Below are 17389 nucleotides of genomic sequence, written 5' to 3' on the forward strand. Positions count from 1 at the left end.
ACGTTCTGACAGGACTTCAACAGCGTGTTATGGAAGACATCTTCTGATGACCTTAAAGGATTCCCTGATACTATCAATACCGTTTTCCTCAAACTAACATCCAGCTGAGTATTGTACATATGGTTCGCAATTCGTTGAAATATGTCTTGTGGAAAGATTACAAAGCAGTCACCGCTGACTTAAAGCATGTTTATCGTTCAGTTACAGAGGACGAAGCCTTACTTGAACTGGAGCGCTTCAGCAACATCTGGGACAGCCAATATTCGCAAAATCTGAATGCGCTGTTTAACTACCCTGAAGATATCCGCAGGGCTATCTGCACAACCAACGCGATTGAATCGATCAATAGTGTAATCAAAAAGCGTAAAATATTTCCTAGCGATAATTCAGCGAGAAAAATGCTTTATCTTGCGATAAAATATGACGGCAAGAAATGGATGATGCCGATTCAAAATTGGCGTTAGGCGATGATTGGTTTTACTATTGAATTCGAGGAACGCCTCGAAAGACATATCAATGAAATGGCAGTTACTATAGCTAGGCTATAGTTTATTTACTGTCCGGAATTAGTTGACCACTACAATTAGTGAGCATCGCAGGAATAGCAAGTCAATAAACATGAGTATTTTTTAACAGGGAATCGATAGTACAAGCAAATTACCTTGTACTACAAGCAGTAATAAGTAGCCTATACGGTCACTCGTCTACATTTTTATTATGGCAATCGGCGAGCAAGTTCTGCCAGAAGATTTTTCCTTTTCTGCGTGTGAGTTTTATATTGTTTTCAGGAATACTTTCCGGATCATCGTAATTATCAAGTGCCTGTTCCATACTGAGTTCTCGAATTAGGTGCAAAGTTGGGTAGGGAGCCCTATTAGTATAGTTTGCTGGGTCATTATCTTCGCTGTCTGCAAATACATAATTAGGGTGGAAGTTAGCTATTTGATAAGTACCCTCATAACCTTGCACACATAACATAGCATTCGCTAAATCGACTAGATTCAAGAAATCATCAAAGTTTTGAAACCCTTGTGTAAAAAATAACAAGGTTGTTTCTCTTTTTGGATTTTGTGTTAATTGAACGCATTGCTCAAGCATATCCATGACAGCATCATCATGACTTATACTGCTCGATGGTTGGTAGTGAATTTTATTCTGCTCAACTTCTTGTCTTGCAAATGGGCAAAAGTTGAATTTAACGATAACAGAGATAACCCAGTTCTGCATGACATTAATAGGTGTGGTCATGTTAATTCCTCTGATGTGCGTAATGAAGTTAATAAATCAAGAGATTTAGGAATTGCGCCCTGATTTTTCTGTAGGCATGCATGTGCATTTTTACCCAGCAACGTTCGAGTATCGAAATCATCGAATAGCTTAATTAAAACTTCACTAAGCTGTTGTTCATGATCAATTTGTAGTGCACCTTTGTTGGAGAGTAGGTCTGGGTAAATGTGAGAAAAGTTGTAAGTTGAAGGTCCTGTAAGTACACCAACGGCAAAAGCCGCTGCTTCAAGCGGGTTATGCCCACCTCTTTCAATAAGACTACCACCTATGTAAGCAATATCTGCACAGCCATAGAGCATTTTTAGCTCACCCAAAGTATCGGCCAGCAAAACCTGTTTTGTAGGCTCTAAAGCCTCACTACGTTTAGTAAAAGAGAATGCTTGTTGATTGAGTATGTCTGCAACAAATTGAAACTGTTCTGGGTGTCGCGGTGCAATAATTAACAAAGCATTTGGGTTTTTCTTTAATAATTGTTGATGGGCAAAAAGTACTTTTTCATGTTCTTTTGGGTGAGTTGAACCTGCAACCCATACAGGTCTGTCCGCAAGCTGTGCTTTTAAGGCGTTAGCATTTAACTGAACATCAGAATCTATTTGGATGTCAAACTTTATTGACCCTGTTACGGTTACTTTCTGCCTAGCTAGGCCCAGAGTAATAAAACGCTTTGCATCTTCCTCATTATGGCATGCTAAGTGATCTATGCTTTTCATAAGTCGTTTGGCGAGGGGAGAGACTCTTTGATAGCCTTTCAGCGATTTCTCAGACAAACGCGCATTGATAATAACAGTCGGGCATGCTTGTTTGTTAGCTTGTGCTAATAGGTTTAGCCAAAGTTCAGTTTCTAATATGATCAGTAGTTTTGGTTGTAAGGTTTTGATAAAGCGTTTACTACAATGCCAAAAATCAAATGGCAAATAACAAATATTTGCATGTTGCCCAAGGCTATCAGTAGCTTGTTGGCGACCAGTAGGCGTGTTGCAGGTAATTACAATGTAGTCGTTCGGGTGGCGTTTTATATATGCTTTTATTAATGGCGTCGCTGCGAGCACCTCACCTACTGATGCGCAATGGAAAATGACGGCATTTCTTGGTAAAGACTTCAAAGAAAGAGCAAAGCGCTCTAAAAAAAACAGCCGATAAGTAGGAGTTTTATGCCCTCTTATTAGGTATAGATAAATGACTATAAATGGGCTGAGTATATAAAGGAAGCAGCTGTATAAAAGGCGTATCATGAGTCACATATGGTAAATATAAAAACTCATTTTACTGTGAATTGTGTAAGAATTAAAATCTAATAACAAATTTACACACTTTAGAGTCGTGCTCCCACAAAATAACTTTGTTACCATATAGGTATATTTCAAAAAACACTGATAAAAGATGAAGTCTAAAAGTACGTATTTCTTTGCTGGTATATTATTTTTCCTCTCTACCTATACATTTTCAGCACCAACGGCATATTTACCAATTGGGAAAGATGTCATTTTAGAGTATCAAATTGACCAGATGTTTGCTTTAACACATGGTACACCAATGGCAAAACCATATCGTTTAAGCGAAATACATTCTGCGCTGCGAAAACTCTATAATCTTGATAGAGCATTATATAATGTTATTCAGAAGCGTTTGAAGCCCTACTCAAGTAAAGATGACATTACCCGTCAGGGTGTCAAATTGAGAGTTGATTCTGGAGAAGAAGTTAAATTAGCTAATGAGAGAAGTAATACCTCTAGTGAATATGCGGAACTGTCACTGGAAGGTATTTGGCGAGGTAGTGAAAGTTCGCTATTACAAGTCGGCATTGATTACCGAGTCGAAGCAGGAGATTTGATCCCGTATAATACCTTTTACGCGTTAGGCGGTGAGACTTTTCAGCTCAATTTAGGATATAAAGAACATTGGTTCTCACCGTTTAAAAGCTTTGCACAAGTCTACTCTAATAATGCAAAACCGCTACCTTCTGTATCTATTGGGTTAATTGCACCTCTAAAAAACTGGTGGAACTTTGACTTTGAGCTGTTTTACGCTGAGTCGGAACATGTAGAAAATGGCATCTTATACGAAGGAAAACTCCATAGTGGCAGACCGAAGCTGGCTGGCACACACTTTAGCCTAGAGCCGATAGATGGTTGGAAAATTGGCTTAAATCGAATGATGCAATTCGGAGGTGGACCTCGCGAAGTTAATGTTAAGGATGTATTAAAAGCTTATTTTGACCCAGCAGGAAATGATAATTCGGGTCTTACTGGTAGTAGGGATGCAGAATTAGGAGACCAATGGGTAACTTTTACAAGTACATTACGGACAACGACAGTATTGCCAGTTGAGTGGTATATAGAATATGGAGGAGAGGATACTAAAGGCCACAAAAACTACCAATTTGGTAACACCGCGACCAACCTTGGTTTTTATCTTCCAAAATTAACAGCTCAAAGTACGTTGCGTTATGAGTATTCAAATCAGCACAGCCTTTGGTATGTCAATCAAATATACCCAACTTACGGGAATTCAATTGGTGGAGCTGTCATGGGGAGTTTTATTGGTGATCAACGAAAGTTTGGCGATGCCGCACCATCTCAAGCTCATGTTATTGATGTTACTTATAGTGAATCCTTCACTTCTTTGTGGCGAGCGAAATACACTAGAATTGAAAATAAAAGTGGTTATTTAAATGAGCTTGGTCAACTGGGGGAGAATTATGAAGTGGGTCAAGAGTTGCAAATTAGCAATAGTCGTAGCATTGCCAAAAAGCAGGTTGAGACTACTTTGGCTGTGGGTAAGGATGTATTTGGACAGAGCTATACTTGGTTATCAGTCAATGTATACTGGTAGCTCACGGATATTATTTACAGAATTAAGCCCAATAGCGGTGATTTAGGAACTGATATGTCGAAAAATCAACATGTTGAACAAAGTTATTTAGCTTCTTTGCAACGTCATCAAGATGTTTTCAATACAATGGCTGATTATCATCAAGAAGTGATGCAACTATTGAATGCATGCCAAAGCGCTTTAGCCCGAGGTGGTAAAGTTATTTGGTTCGGCAACGGTGGTAGTGCGGCAGACGCGCAACATTTGGCTGCCGAATTTGTCGTTCGATATAAGCTGGAGCGGGGGCCGTTGGCATCCATAGCGCTAACCACAGATACATCTATTTTAACTGCGCATAGCAATGACTACCACTTCGATACGGTATTTGAGCGTCAAGTTCAAGCTTTGTGTAAAAAAGAAGATTTAGTGATTGGTTTAACAACATCCGGTACGAGCGCCAATATTAATTTGGCGCTGGCAGCAGCCAATGAGTTAGGTGCGTTCACTGTGGCATTGACGGGGCGAGATGGTGGTGAAGTAAAAAGCATTGCGAAGTTACCAATTATAATTCGTAATGATGAAACAGCGCGTATTCAAGAAGCTCATATGTTTATTGGTCATTGGTTATGTGAAGCTGTGGATATGTTGGTTGCGGAGTTGCAACAATGAATTTAGCCAACTTACAACATCTGAATGAAGCGCGTGTTCTAGTCGTTGGGGATGTCATGCTTGATCGTTATTGGCTAGGAGATACCGGTAGGATTTCCCCTGAAGCACCGGTACCCGTTGTTAAAGTGAGCCGCCTAGAAGACAAAGCAGGGGGCGCTGCAAACGTTGCTAAGAATGTGGCACATTTAGATGGAAAAGTGGGATTGCTCGGGTTGATAGGTAAGGATGACAATGGTCAAACTCTAGAGCGTATTTTGCAATTTGAAAATATACATTCTCAGTTAGTGAGCATTGATGGGCTACCAACGATCGCTAAAATGCGAGTCATAAGCCGGCACCAACAAGTTGTAAGGTTAGACTTAGAAGAGACATTTACAAATACACATAGTCGCTTTCTGTTGAGTAAACTTAAAGAAGTCATTGATGAATATGATTATATTTTATTTTCAGATTATAATAAGGGGGCGCTGTCGGCTATTCAAGAAATGATAGCCGTTGCAAAATCCGCAGGAAAAACCGTGCTTGTTGACCCTAAGTCATCTGATTTTGCTATATATCGCGGTGCAGACTTCATTACACCCAATCTTAATGAGTTTAAACTAGCAGGGGGCATTGTTGATTCTGAAGAGACATTAACTGAGAGCGCTCGTAAGCTACTACAAGAAGCAGGCATTGAAGCAATGTTGCTAACTCGTTCAGAACAAGGCATGTCATTGATTAGTGCTTCAGAAAAACATCATTTCTCAGCTCAAGTAAGAGAAGTGAGTGATGTAACGGGTGCCGGTGATACAGTAATTGCAACCCTGACAACGATGTTGGGGGCCGGTATGATTGCGAAAGATGCAGTGGAAGTTGCAAATATTGCTGCAGGCATTGCAGTGAGTAAACTCGGAGCTGCCACTGTAACGCCGGAAGAGTTAAGTCGCAAGCTAGGGCAGTACTTAATTGAGAATGGCGAGCACTATCAAACTCCTTATGATGATGTGCATCAACATATTGCACTCGCACAAAAAAATGGTGAGCGTATTGTGTTTACCAATGGGTGTTTTGATATATTACATGCGGGACATGTAAAATATTTGGCACAAGCTAAAGCTATGGGTGATAGGCTAGTTGTCGGTTTGAATAATGACGAGTCTATATCACGTCTTAAAGGTTCCGATAGGCCAATAAACCCTTTAGATGAGCGGGCTATGGTACTATCTGCATTGGCTTCGGTTGATTGGGTAATCCCTTTTGGCAGTGAAACACAAGGAGATACGCCAGCAGAACTGATTGCACGACTCAGCCCTGATGTTTTGGTCAAAGGTGGTGATTATAAGGTATCTGAAATCGCTGGTGCCGATCATGTGCTGAGTACCGGAGGAAAAGTTGAGGTGCTTGACTTCTTAAATGGTTGCTCTACATCAAATATTATTAAGAAAGCGCAGTCAACTCAATAAGAGTTTATGGATGTCTGGCATCCATATAATGGGTGTGAAACGATACCCAGTTATCAGGAGTGAAATAGAAGGTCGGCCATTTGCCGGCCTCTTTGTGTAGAGAGCGCTGTAACCGTTTTATATTACTGTTCTGCCAGTCTAAAGCTGGTTTTCTTAATTCACCGCGATCAAAATCGATAAGATACACCTTTCCCTTATCATCAAAGAGGATATTGTTGATATTCAAATCTGCATGGTAAACCCCTGCGTTATGAAACTCAGCGATTGTTAAAGCAACATCACTAAGTTTTTTATCTGTAAGCGGTTGTCTCTGTAGCAACTCGCATAAACTAATAGCTCCAGGTATGGCAGAAGTAATTAAATCTCCACGATATATGAATAGAGATTTTGTTACTCTGGCTGCGATTGGTTGAGGAACGGCTAAACCACGTTTTTGTAGTTCACACATAAGTAAAAATTCGCGATAAACACGAGAATTTTTTAACCCCGTATAAATATATTGGTCAGATAATATTTTGCCTATGATACCACCTCGCCAATAATGTTTGAGCACATTAACGGTGTCGTTATGCTTAAAAAACCAAGCGGTAGCGCGCCCTTCTTTGGTGCCTACAATCGCGTTTTTTTGTTGCCAATAACTCGCATCAAAGTATTTAGAAGGGAAAGAGGGCTCAACGTATTTAGGGCTTAATATATACCCCTGTTTTGTATCATTAATGTGCATATCAGCGGTAAAGTAAACTTAGATGGAGGTAGTGTATCGCGTTTTTACCTCGCTATAAACTTGCAAAGCGAGGTGAATAATTTAAGATCGGATTCTAAATGAGGTTTATCTTGCGGGAAAAGTGTGACAGATCAATATAATTCAATTTGTATTTTAAGATTATCGGCTATCGGTGACGTTTGCCATGCAGTCTCCGCAGTTCAAGACATTCAAGCGGCTCACCCACATGCAAAAATTACTTGGGTAATAGGAAAGGTTGAAGCCATGTTGTTATCGGGCTTGCCAGGTATCGAGTTTGTTGTTTTTGATAAGAAGCAAGGGAAAGCCGCGTATAACCAGTTGAAAGCGTGTTTTAAAGGCCGAAAATTTGATGTATTGCTGCATATGCAAGTTGCCCTACGGGCTAATTTGGTAGCCAGGTGCATTCCAGCTAAGAAGAAAATTGGCTTTGATAAACATCGTAGCAAAGAGCTACACAGCTTATTTATTAATAAACGAATACAAGCACAAAGCGAGCCTCATGTTTTAGAGGGCTTTCAGAACTTTGCTCGAGCAATTGGTGCAAAATGCGGTATCCCGAGCTGGGAAATGCCTTACTCGGTGGCGGATGAAAGTGTGGCAAGTCAGCTTTTATGCGAGTTAGATAAAGTTTTTGTGATCGCACCAGCGGCAAGTAAAGAAGAAAGAAATTGGTTACCTGAGCGTTACGCGAAAGTTGCTGAACATGCACACAAGCAAGGGTTTAGTGTGGTACTCACTGGTGGTCCAACGACATTAGAGCAGACTTTGGCAGATAAAATAGTCAGCCAAGCATGTTGCCCTATTCTTAATTTAGTCGGAAAAACGCAGTTAAAGCAATTATTGTGTGTTTTGAAGCAAGCAAAACTAGTTTTGGCGCCAGATACTGGACCTGCTCATATGGCGGTGACAGTTCAGACACCAGTGATTGGGTTATACGCACATTCGAATCCACAACGTACTGGGCCTTATTTATATTTAGACTATGTTGTTGAGGTTTACCACAACAATTTATTTAAGCAAAAAAAGAAAACTGCGAAGCAACTGCCATGGGGTACAAGAGTTAAAGGCGCTGACTTAATGTCACAGATCAGCACTGAACAGGTTGTTACCATGTTTGACCATGTTGTAAATACTGAAAGGTTATAAGGGTGTTATGAGTCAAAAAGCTATTTTTTTAGATCGTGATGGTGTTATTAATGTTGATCATGCGTATGTACATAAAAGAGAAGATTTTCAATTTATTGAAGGGGTCTTTGAGGCATGTCAGTATTTCATTGCGCAAGGCTATATTATTGTTGTTGTGACTAATCAATCAGGGATTGGTCGCGGTTATTATACCGAAGCTCAATTTAATGTATTAAGCCAGTGGATGTGTGAGGAATTTGCTAAGCGTGATGTGGCAATCAGTAAAGTGTATTTTTGTCCACATCATCCCAGTAAAGCTGAACCAGAGTACTTGGTTGATTGTCAATGCAGAAAACCTCGGGCAGGTATGCTGATGCAGGCGATTAATGAGTTTGATATTAAGGTTGAAAACAGTGTTATGGTGGGGGATAAAGTCTCTGATATACAAGCTGCTCGCAGCGCTGGAGTAAAAACTGCCATATTGGTTGAGTCAGGTCAAGCATTTGATAAAGCAACCATGGAAACAGCTGACTTTGTATGTTCATCATTGAATAAAGTGCCCAGTATTCTGTCTTCCATCTCATAAATATTTACTTTACTGAGCGGTGGACGATAATCACACTTCGTGCAATTACGCTCTGAAACTTTTACAATACATCCCTATTTGATATTAGCTGTAGTGAATTAAGCAAACACCAAGTTGATTCATTATGGGTAACCCGTGCAACCAATGGAGACTCTAAATGAGAGCATCGGCCTTTTATAGCCAGTTAGAGCAGCAACTTGAAGAAGTTAAAGCTGAAGGTTTATACAAAAATGAACGAGTGATCACATCCTCTCAACAAGCTGAAATAGCTGTATCATCAGGTGATTCAGTCATTAATTTTTGTGCGAACAACTACTTGGGCCTAGCAAATAGCTCAAGCCTAATCGAAGCGGCAAAACAAGGCCTAGATGCCCATGGTTTTGGTGTAGCATCAGTGCGTTTTATTTGTGGAACACAAGATATTCACAAAACACTAGAAGCTAAAATCAGTGAGTTTTTGCAAACAGAAGACACCATTTTGTATTCTTCGTGTTTTGATGCGAATGCAGGACTGTTTGAAACAATTCTAGGTCCAGAGGACGCAATTATCTCTGATGCACTTAATCACGCATCGATTATTGACGGTGTTCGTTTGTGTAAAGCAAAACGTTTCCGTTATGCTAATAATGATATGGCGGCGCTAGAAGAGCAATTAATTGCAGCTACCGAGGCTGGTGCAAAAACAAAGTTGATTGCAACAGATGGTGTTTTCTCAATGGATGGGGTTATTTGTAATTTAGCGGCGGTGTGTGACCTAGCGGATAAATATGACGCGTTAGTGATGGTTGATGATTCACATGCGGTAGGTTTTGTTGGCGAAAATGGCCGTGGTACGCCAGAGTATTGCGGAGTATTAGACCGAGTTGATATTATAACCGGAACACTAGGGAAGGCACTTGGTGGCGCTTCTGGTGGTTATACAGCGGGTAAGAAAGAAATGGTTGATTGGTTACGTCAGCGTTCACGCCCATATTTGTTTTCAAACTCACTCGCGCCATCGATTGTTACAGCGTCTATCGCAGTATTAGATATGCTCAAAGATGGTAAAGCGTTACGCGATACACTTTGGAGCAATGCAGCCTATTTTCGTGAGAAAATGGAAGCGGCTGGTTTCACGTGTGCGGGTAAGGATCATGCAATAATCCCTGTGATGTTGGGGGATGCGAAAATAGCTGCAGCGATGGCCGATAAATTGCTTAATGAGGGTATTTATGTCACTGGATTCTCATTCCCAGTTGTGCCGAAAGGTCAGGCACGTATTCGTACGCAAATATCAGCCGCGCATACTAAAGAGCAGCTAGACACCGCAATTAATGCGTTTATTCGTATTGGTAAAGAATTGGACGTTATTTAAACCTATTGGGGAGGCGAATGCTTCCTCTTTAACGAGTGAAAAGTATGAAAGCGTTATCGAAATTGAAGGCTGAACCTGGGATCTGGATGACAGATGCGCCGAAACCAGAAGTTGGCCATAACGACCTATTAATAAAAATCCGTAAAACTGCGATATGTGGTACGGATGTTCACATTTATAAATGGGATGAGTGGGCTCAAAATACTATTCCAACGCCAATGGTTGTTGGCCATGAGTATGTTGGCGAAGTTGTGGAGATGGGTCAAGAGGTTCGTGGTTTCCAAGTTGGTGACCGCGTATCGGGTGAAGGGCATATTACGTGTGGGCACTGTCGTAATTGCCGTGCAGGTAGAGTACATCTATGTCGTAATACAACGGGCGTCGGAGTAAACCGAGAAGGGTCTTTTGCTGAGTATTTGGTGATCCCTGCTTTCAACGCATTTAAAATCCCTGATAATATTTCGGATGAATTGGCTGCGATTTTCGACCCATTTGGTAATGCAGTACACACCGCATTATCGTTTGATTTAGTGGGTGAAGATGTATTAATTACAGGAGCTGGACCAATTGGGATAATGGCTGCGGCAGTTGCTAAGCATGTGGGTGCTCGTCATGTGGTCATTACGGATGTAAATGAATATCGTCTGGAGCTGGCAAGGAAAATGGGCGCAACCCGAGCAGTCAATGTCGCCACAGAAAAGCTAGAAGATGTTATGTCAGAACTGGGTATGACAGAAGGATTTGATATTGGCTTAGAAATGTCAGGTGTGCCTATCGCATTTAACAGCATGCTCAATAATATGAATCATGGTGGAAAAATCGCGATGCTGGGTATTCCACCTTCAGATATGGCAGTAGACTGGAATCAAGTTATTTTTAAAGGGCTTGTAATTAAAGGGATTTATGGCCGAGAAATGTTTGAGACATGGTATAAAATGGCCAGTCTGATCCAGTCTGGCTTAGATTTAAATCCAATTATTACACATCAATTTCATATTGATGAATTCCAAACAGGCTTCGATACGATGATATCTGGTCAGTCTGGGAAAGTTATTTTAAATTGGACGTGATGTACGTCATACCATGAGTTATAGACGGCTTTGGTCGTCTTTTTAAGTTTAGAGAAGTAATGTATGTCATTTAAAAATATTTCAGTTGCGCAAACCCACGAAATGCTTAAACGTGATGATGTCATTGTGGCAGATATTCGGGACTCAAATAGTTATGAGAATGGCCATATACCAGGATCAGAGCATTTGTCTAACGCAAATATTGGCCACTTTATGCAAGAGAAAGAATTTGAGCAGCCAATTATTGTTGTATGTTATCACGGCGTGAGCTCTCAAGGAGCTGCCAACTATTTGGTAGAGCAAGGGTTTGAAGATGTTTATAGCATGGATGGTGGTTTTACTCAGTGGGCCGCCGATCTCCCAGATATTGTTAAAAAATGATTCTAATAGGTAGTTCAGATAACCCTCGAGCGGTACAAGGCGCGGCCGATTACTTTAAAAGCCAGGGGGTTGCTGTTGTTTTAGAAAGCCATGATGGTCGGTACGTTCAAGTTTGGGTGCCAAAGGCCCAAAATGAGCAAGCGCAAGCTTTGTGGCAAGACTTTATTGATAACCCGTATGATGAAAAATACCTCACAGCATCGTGGCATACAGGTGACACTGATACACAATTCATGTACAAGGGGGGCTCACTTAACCTCATTAAACGTTTTCATCAATTACATTGTTGTTTAAAATCCGTCTTTGTAGTTTGCATTGCTATTTTTATTAGCTTTCATATTTTTGATACTCACTTTGTTTTTCAGCTTCTTCAGTTTGATCCTTGTTCACCAATGACTTGGCTTTCTCCTGCCTTAATTCACATGGGTATAGTGCACCTTGTATTTAACTTGGGTTGGTGGCTGCATCTGGGTGATAAGCTGATTAACCGCGTTGGACCTTTGCAAGTAGTCTCTATTTCTATAGCGAGTGCAATAATAAGTAACTGGGCACAATATTTGTTTGTTGATCAGAATTTTGGTGGATTAAGTGGTGTTGTCTATGCTTTGCTAGGCTACGCATGGATATATAGCCAACGTAACCCCTCTCAAGCTGCGTTGATCGAAAAGCCTGTAGTGGGCTTTATGCTTATTTGGATGGCACTTGGGTTTACAGAACTATTGTTTGTTAATATGGCTAACTGGGCATATTTGTTTGGCATGTTAACGGGAATGTTATTAGCAATACTCTTTAATATAAATAAAAATGAAGTTACTAATGATAAAGATATTTAGTAAATAAAACTTCTCTGACAATTTCTTGCCCTGTTTCATCATTCAGCAGGCCTTTTAACTTTTCAGCGCAACGCATACGAATCTCTTCCCGGCCAGTGAGTGATTTTATAGTTTCTTCTGGTTCTTTACTTAATATTTGAACAATAGCGTCTCGCAATAATGGTGTGTGATGTTCAACAATCGCAATATTTGATACGTCGTTTAGCATAAGGTCGACGGTCACCCTCACATAACCCAGCTTTTTGTTTGATTGGCCAATATAATTGGTTATTATGTCCGGCTCGAAGCCAAAGTATCCCACAGTGGACTCTGCTTTAGCACTGATTGGGCTAAGTAGGAGTGTGAACACAAAAACGAAACAAGCATACATCTTCATAACGATTTAAAATCCCAGAAGTTCAATTAATCTATTTTCGAGGTGTAAGTGTATACTTATTTAAGAGAAATTTACAGATATGTGGTAAATATCACTCTAAAAAACTAACTCTCTTTGTTGCTTCAGCGCTCAGTGGTATGATATCGCCCGTCGTATATTAGGCTAAGATTTATTGTGTTTGAATATCCTTTTTCCATAGATTATTTTTGGCAAAGTGCTGCTGAATTACAATGTGTGCCGCCCTCAATCGCAAACTTGCTATTTGATCAAGGTTCGTTGACTTCATTACTAAAACAGCAATGTCAGCAATTTCGTGTCAAGGTGCTTTCTGAAAAGTGGGTACCTGCAACAAAGAGTCATATTGCGATATTTAACGGTGACGTGCAGAAGGTATTGTGTCGTGAAGTGTTATTGTATTGTGACGATATGCCGAAAGTGTATGCACAAAGCTGGATAACTCAAGCAGCTTATCAGGTGGGCGTAAGTGGGTTAGGTGAAACGCCGTTGGGTGAAGTACTTTTTTGCGATGATAGCTGGCTACGGTCTCAGTTAGATGTCTGTACTTTTCAAAGTGGAAGTACATTTTCTACCTTATCAAGAGTGCATAATGAGGCGGCAGAGCAACTTTATGCGCGACGTAGAGTATTTACTAAAAGTGACGCGCAAGTAATGGTATGTGAAATCTTTTTACCGGGAGAATAAGATGCAATTCAATGTACTCAAAGTAAAAAATATACCGGAATATAAGCAACTAATGCGGTTAGATAAACCCATTGGTACATTATTATTGTTATGGCCAACACTGTGTGCACTTTGGATGGCAAATAATGGCATACCACAGTGGCCATTGCTTATTATATTTACTTTAGGGGTGTTTGTAATGCGCAGTGCGGGCTGTGTTATTAATGATTTTGCGGACCGAAAAGTAGATGGCGCTGTGCAAAGAACTTCAGGTCGGCCGTTAGCGAGGAAGGCCATAAAAGCGGGGGAGGCGCTTACTCTATTTGCGGGTCTGATATTTATTGCATTTTTACTGGTAATACAGTTGAATCTTAAGACCGTTGCATTGTCTCTGGTTGCGCTAGCACTGGCTTCTTGTTACCCGTTTATGAAACGATTCACGCATTTACCACAAGTTGTATTAGGTGCGGCCTATAGCTTCTCAATCCCAATGGCTTTTATGGCGACTAACGGTGTCGTACCGACGCTAGCTTGGTTACTATTTATTGCTAATTTAGTGTGGACAGTAGCTTACGATACAATGTATGCCATGGTTGATAGAGATGACGATGTTAAAATAGGTGTTAAATCAACAGCTATTCTATTTGGTTCGTTAGACAGGCATTGGATCGCAATGTTAAATAGTTGTTATGTCGCCATCATGGTATATGTTGGTTATACACAAGCGCTGAGTTTGGCGTATTGGGTCGGTTTGTTCTTGGCGGGCGTCTTGCTTGTTAATCAGCAAAGAAAAATCACGGGGCGTGACCGTACTGCATGTTTTAAGTCGTTTTTGAATAATAATTATGTAGGCATGGCAATTTTTGTTGGTCTCGCCATTTCTATGGCAGTGTAATATCCTACTTTGAGTTGTTGTTTTATGCTACTCAGGTTATTTTGAGATATCCTTTCATTTATGCATCTATATTATTAATGAACACAACAAGAGCTGATGTAGCTCTCTTGTGTTCATTACAATGCCATTATTGCGTAGTGCAAGATTGAGCCTGAGCGGTTTGTTCTATTAGCTCTAGTAAGTGCTTAATATGACTATCTCCACTTACGTGATGATTCGTTTGAACCACTAGCTGTTCGTGGTCCACATCCTTATTAGTTTTAAGTAATACTAAATTAGGATCTTGTGCAATTGTTTTAGAATGCTCAATACTTGCTATTGCAAAGTGGTTTGAGCTTTTTAGACCTTCGATGACTTGGTCTATATTGCCAATTTTCATACTAGTCGACTTATTTAAGCCTTCAACCGCTTCATTTAGCATAGTTTGAACTTGTTTGAGCTGAGAGAAACAGCCATACATCGGGTATTCTGACAATTCCGAACGCCTCAAACTATCTTTAGATGCCAACGGGTGATGTTTTGCGACAAACAAAATAAGCTGATCAGGCAGGTGTATATCGCTCATTACGTTACTAGCGCTTTGCAGATAAACACTAATATCAATTTCCCCTAATTGTAATTTCCTTGTTAACTCATTTTCGTCTTGCAGCTGCATTTCTACTTTAACATTAGGGTAATCAGCTAAAAATTTACCGCAAGACATGGGAACAATCGCACTCGCTTTATTCGTATAACCAACAACTAGCTTTTGTTGATCTCGGCCAAATAAACTCTGTTTAATTGTTTTCTTAGTTAGTTCTAACTCAGAAAGTGTGGCTTTACAGTAATTTAGAAATAACTCACCTTGCTCAGTTAATTTCACAGAGCGAGTCGAGCGTTTAACTAATTCACAGCCAATTTCATCTTCTAAAGTTTGGATGCTACGAGTCAGTGCCGAAGTACTGATCCGTGTTTGTTCCGCAGCTTGCCTAAAGTGACGAAGACTACCGAGCGCAACAAACTGTTCAAGTTGTTCAAATCTCATTCGAAATTCCTTTTAATTTCATCAATACACAGAATTTGTGTGATTTTCCCTAATACTAATACAAATATAGAGAAAACTAAAGTGAAATTTTTACATTTTGCTTACAAAAATCAATCAGGATAACTATCTCTTATCGCAATAAACTGGTCAATATTTTGCATGAATAAATCAACAAGCTTAGGATCAAACTGTTTTGCTTTTTCAGATTGTATTAACGCTAATACCTTTTCCAAAGGCCAGGCTGCTTTGTAACATCTGTTACTACCTAATGCATCAAATACGTCTGCCAGTGCGGTAATTCTACCAACAATGTTAATATTTTCGCCAATTAAACCTTGAGGGTAACCACTACCATCCCATTTTTCGTGATGCTGATGAGCAATTGTAGCACCACATTGTAAAATTTCATTGGCAGAATTTTGTAAAATTTCGTGTCCAATTTCAGCATGAGTTTTCATTATTTGCCACTCATCTGCGGTGAGCTTCGCTGGTTTATTTAAAATATTGTCTGGAATACTAATTTTTCCAATATCATGTAGTGGGGAAGCCAGCTTAATAATCTCAGAATGGTAATCACCTAACCCATAAAGTTGGGCGAGTAGCATACTATAGTGTGCTACTCGTCTTACGTGTGAACCAGTTTCTTTTGAACGTTTTTCAACGGCTTCACCTAAAATATACGATAGTTCTTTTTGTGACTCTTTTACCGTTTCTCTTAACTTTAAGTTGTCATATGCTAAAGCAATATTGTTTGAAAAGAATTCAAGTAACTGAAAGTCAGTATGCTGTAAAGCAGACTCTTTGCTCACATATAGCATTGTTTCCCCACCGCATCGAGATGGAAAATAACCAATATATTCATGATGTGTTTTACAGGATGTCTTACGATTGTGAGATTCAATAAATAGGTTTTTAACACTTTCAGGGATCACATCTGAGTTTGGTTCAACTCCTTCTCCAGACGCTGCAAGTAATTTAAACTTTGTAGCAGATTGCTTTTGGTTATTGACGGCAGCAGCGCAGTAAATATCATTGTCTTGGAGTCCCAACACATCAGACACATGAGCTAGAATCGTTGATGCAAAATCTCTGACACTGTCACATTGTAAAAAAGAAGAAGATGCGTTGATTATACGCTCTAGACCAAGCTTATGCCTTTCAATTGTTTGAATATCACGGTGGGAGCGTAGTGCTGAATAAAGCAGAGTTTTTAGTTTAACGGCGGTTAATTCCGTTTTGTTTTTGTAATCATTAATATCATAATCTCGAATGACAGATTCTTCTGGTGCCTCACCTGGTTGGCCTGTTCTCAATATCAATCTAATATCATGATTAGCAATATCGTTGCGAATGTACTTGATTAGATCAAGGCCAGCATGATTACTTTCCATTACAACGTCGATTAAACCAACTGAAATATCATCTTCTCCTTGGAGTATCTCCATGGCTTGCTGTGCCGAATATGCATGATGAAAACGCAGGGCTTTATCTTCAAACTTAAAATCAGACAGCACCAGTTTTGTTACTTGATGTATGTCCTCTTCGTCATCGACAACGAGAATATCCCAAAACCCGCTCCTTTGCTCTTGGTTACTTGGTTCATCTAGTGTTTCATTGGAAAAAAGAAAACTATTCACTCGCAGGCCCTTTTAAGACTACTTTCATTAATGAGTATAGTCGTAGAAAAAGGGCTATGCTTAATTACGAAGATGGCTTTTTTTCGATATTTTGCAATTCTATTTCTATAGCATCACAAGAGATATGAATTTCATATAAAGAGATAATGAGCGAAAGTGTTAAGCAACAAAGACTTGCTCCAAACAAAACAATGCCAGTTAGTGCGACATCAATGAATAATGCAAACATAGACAGAGTACATAACAAAAATGCAATCACCCCCCAAACTTGCATGAACCGAATGAGTTTAATGCGTTTTCTTAGATTATCAATTTGGGCTCTAACTAGAGGGCGTAATGTATCGCCTTCTCGTGCATTAAGTTCACGTATAAGCTGCGCAAGAACAAGAAATCGATTAGTGTACGCTAGCAGCAGTAATGATATTGCGGGGAAGAGTAAACCTGGGGTCGTGAGTGTCATAAAGCCTCGAACT

18 protein-coding genes and 1 pseudogene are annotated in these 17389 nt (G+C 39.9%); 12 read left to right on the forward strand and 7 right to left on the reverse strand.

What is annotated here, in order from left to right:
• Positions 1-464 (forward strand): annotated as a pseudogene (locus tag J8L98_RS22275) (transposase); the annotation flags it as partial.
• A gap of 232 nt (positions 465-696) precedes the next feature.
• Here the strand turns inward: J8L98_RS22275 and J8L98_RS22280 are convergent.
• Both J8L98_RS22280 and waaA read right to left on the reverse strand, forming a co-directional pair.
• Positions 697-1248 carry a DUF1415 domain-containing protein gene (locus J8L98_RS22280; RefSeq protein ID WP_210998278.1) on the reverse strand — a complete coding sequence of 184 codons (552 nt, stop codon included), beginning with the start codon at positions 1246-1248 and terminating at the stop codon, positions 697-699.
• Positions 1245-2519, reverse strand: a complete 1275-nt coding sequence (waaA, locus tag J8L98_RS22285) for a lipid IV(A) 3-deoxy-D-manno-octulosonic acid transferase (RefSeq protein ID WP_210998279.1) — start codon at positions 2517-2519, stop codon at positions 1245-1247. The genes J8L98_RS22280 and waaA overlap by 4 nt, the downstream gene beginning before the upstream one ends.
• 148 nt (positions 2520-2667) lie before the next feature.
• Here waaA and J8L98_RS22290 point away from each other — a divergent pair, with 148 nt between their 5' ends.
• Genes J8L98_RS22290 through hldE form a run of 3 tightly spaced genes read left to right on the forward strand, consistent with a single transcriptional unit; the run spans position 2668 to position 6209 of the window.
• Positions 2668-4119: a capsule assembly Wzi family protein gene (locus J8L98_RS22290; RefSeq protein WP_210998280.1), complete on the forward strand. Its 1452-nt coding sequence runs from the start codon at positions 2668-2670 to the stop codon at positions 4117-4119.
• A gap of 54 nt (positions 4120-4173) precedes the next feature.
• Positions 4174-4767 carry an SIS domain-containing protein gene (locus J8L98_RS22295; RefSeq protein ID WP_210998281.1) on the forward strand — a complete coding sequence of 198 codons (594 nt, stop codon included), beginning with the start codon at positions 4174-4176 and terminating at the stop codon, positions 4765-4767.
• Positions 4764-6209, forward strand: coding sequence for a bifunctional D-glycero-beta-D-manno-heptose-7-phosphate kinase/D-glycero-beta-D-manno-heptose 1-phosphate adenylyltransferase HldE (hldE, locus tag J8L98_RS22300; protein WP_210998282.1), 1446 nt, complete (start codon positions 4764-4766; stop codon positions 6207-6209). Before J8L98_RS22295 ends, hldE begins: the two co-directional genes overlap by 4 nt.
• Before the next feature lie 4 nt (positions 6210-6213).
• Here hldE and J8L98_RS22305 read toward each other — a convergent pair whose 3' ends face one another.
• On the reverse strand, positions 6214-6933 hold the full coding sequence (locus J8L98_RS22305; protein ID WP_210998283.1) for a 3-deoxy-D-manno-octulosonic acid kinase: 720 nt from the start codon (positions 6931-6933) through the stop codon (positions 6214-6216).
• Positions 6934-7056: 123 nt separating this feature from the next.
• On the opposite strand from J8L98_RS22305, the gene J8L98_RS22310 reads away from it, so the two are divergent.
• From J8L98_RS22310 to glpG, 6 genes are all read left to right on the forward strand, one after another.
• Positions 7057-8100: a glycosyltransferase family 9 protein gene (locus J8L98_RS22310; protein WP_210998284.1), complete on the forward strand. Its 1044-nt coding sequence runs from the start codon at positions 7057-7059 to the stop codon at positions 8098-8100.
• Between the two features lie 7 nt (positions 8101-8107).
• Positions 8108-8665, forward strand: a complete 558-nt coding sequence (gene gmhB, locus J8L98_RS22315) for a D-glycero-beta-D-manno-heptose 1,7-bisphosphate 7-phosphatase (RefSeq protein WP_210998285.1) — start codon at positions 8108-8110, stop codon at positions 8663-8665.
• A gap of 157 nt (positions 8666-8822) precedes the next feature.
• Positions 8823-10019 carry a glycine C-acetyltransferase gene (locus J8L98_RS22320; RefSeq protein ID WP_210998286.1) on the forward strand — a complete coding sequence of 399 codons (1197 nt, stop codon included), beginning with the start codon at positions 8823-8825 and terminating at the stop codon, positions 10017-10019.
• A gap of 44 nt (positions 10020-10063) precedes the next feature.
• Positions 10064-11089 carry an L-threonine 3-dehydrogenase gene (gene tdh / locus J8L98_RS22325; RefSeq protein WP_192506563.1) on the forward strand — a complete coding sequence of 342 codons (1026 nt, stop codon included), beginning with the start codon at positions 10064-10066 and terminating at the stop codon, positions 11087-11089.
• 63 nt (positions 11090-11152) lie between these two features.
• Positions 11153-11470 carry a thiosulfate sulfurtransferase GlpE gene (gene glpE, locus J8L98_RS22330; RefSeq protein WP_210998287.1) on the forward strand — a complete coding sequence of 106 codons (318 nt, stop codon included), beginning with the start codon at positions 11153-11155 and terminating at the stop codon, positions 11468-11470.
• A complete protein-coding gene (gene glpG / locus J8L98_RS22335; RefSeq protein WP_210998288.1) occupies positions 11467-12303 on the forward strand; it encodes a rhomboid family intramembrane serine protease GlpG in 837 nt (278 codons plus the stop codon). The genes glpE and glpG overlap by 4 nt, the downstream gene beginning before the upstream one ends.
• Here glpG and J8L98_RS22340 read toward each other — a convergent pair.
• Positions 12284-12679, reverse strand: a complete 396-nt coding sequence (locus tag J8L98_RS22340; protein WP_210998289.1) for a flagellar basal body-associated protein FliL — start codon at positions 12677-12679, stop codon at positions 12284-12286. The genes glpG and J8L98_RS22340 overlap by 20 nt on opposite strands.
• A gap of 174 nt (positions 12680-12853) precedes the next feature.
• On the opposite strand from J8L98_RS22340, the gene J8L98_RS22345 reads away from it, so the two are divergent.
• Entirely contained in the window at positions 12854-13381 is a 528-nt protein-coding gene (locus J8L98_RS22345; protein ID WP_192506566.1) for a chorismate lyase, read from the forward strand.
• Position 13382: 1 nt separating this feature from the next.
• Positions 13383-14255: a 4-hydroxybenzoate octaprenyltransferase gene (gene ubiA, locus J8L98_RS22350; RefSeq protein WP_210998290.1), complete on the forward strand. Its 873-nt coding sequence runs from the start codon at positions 13383-13385 to the stop codon at positions 14253-14255.
• Between the two features lie 127 nt (positions 14256-14382).
• On the opposite strand, the gene J8L98_RS22355 is transcribed toward ubiA, so the two are convergent.
• The 3 genes from J8L98_RS22355 to J8L98_RS22365 form a co-directional block, all read right to left on the reverse strand.
• Positions 14383-15279, reverse strand: coding sequence for a LysR family transcriptional regulator (locus tag J8L98_RS22355; RefSeq protein ID WP_192506568.1), 897 nt, complete (start codon positions 15277-15279; stop codon positions 14383-14385).
• Positions 15280-15389: 110 nt separating this feature from the next.
• Complete coding sequence (locus J8L98_RS22360) at positions 15390-16916, reverse strand: DUF3369 domain-containing protein (protein ID WP_192506569.1); 1527 nt, start codon at positions 16914-16916, stop codon at positions 15390-15392.
• Between the two features lie 64 nt (positions 16917-16980).
• Positions 16981-17376, reverse strand: a complete 396-nt coding sequence (locus J8L98_RS22365) for a DUF2721 domain-containing protein (RefSeq protein WP_192506570.1) — start codon at positions 17374-17376, stop codon at positions 16981-16983.
• Between the last annotated feature and the right edge of the window lie 13 nt (positions 17377-17389).

Origin of the sequence: Pseudoalteromonas sp. MMG013 (assembly GCF_018100885.1) — a bacterium.
In the GTDB taxonomy this organism is placed as follows: Bacteria; Pseudomonadota; Gammaproteobacteria; order Enterobacterales; family Alteromonadaceae; genus Pseudoalteromonas; species Pseudoalteromonas aurantia.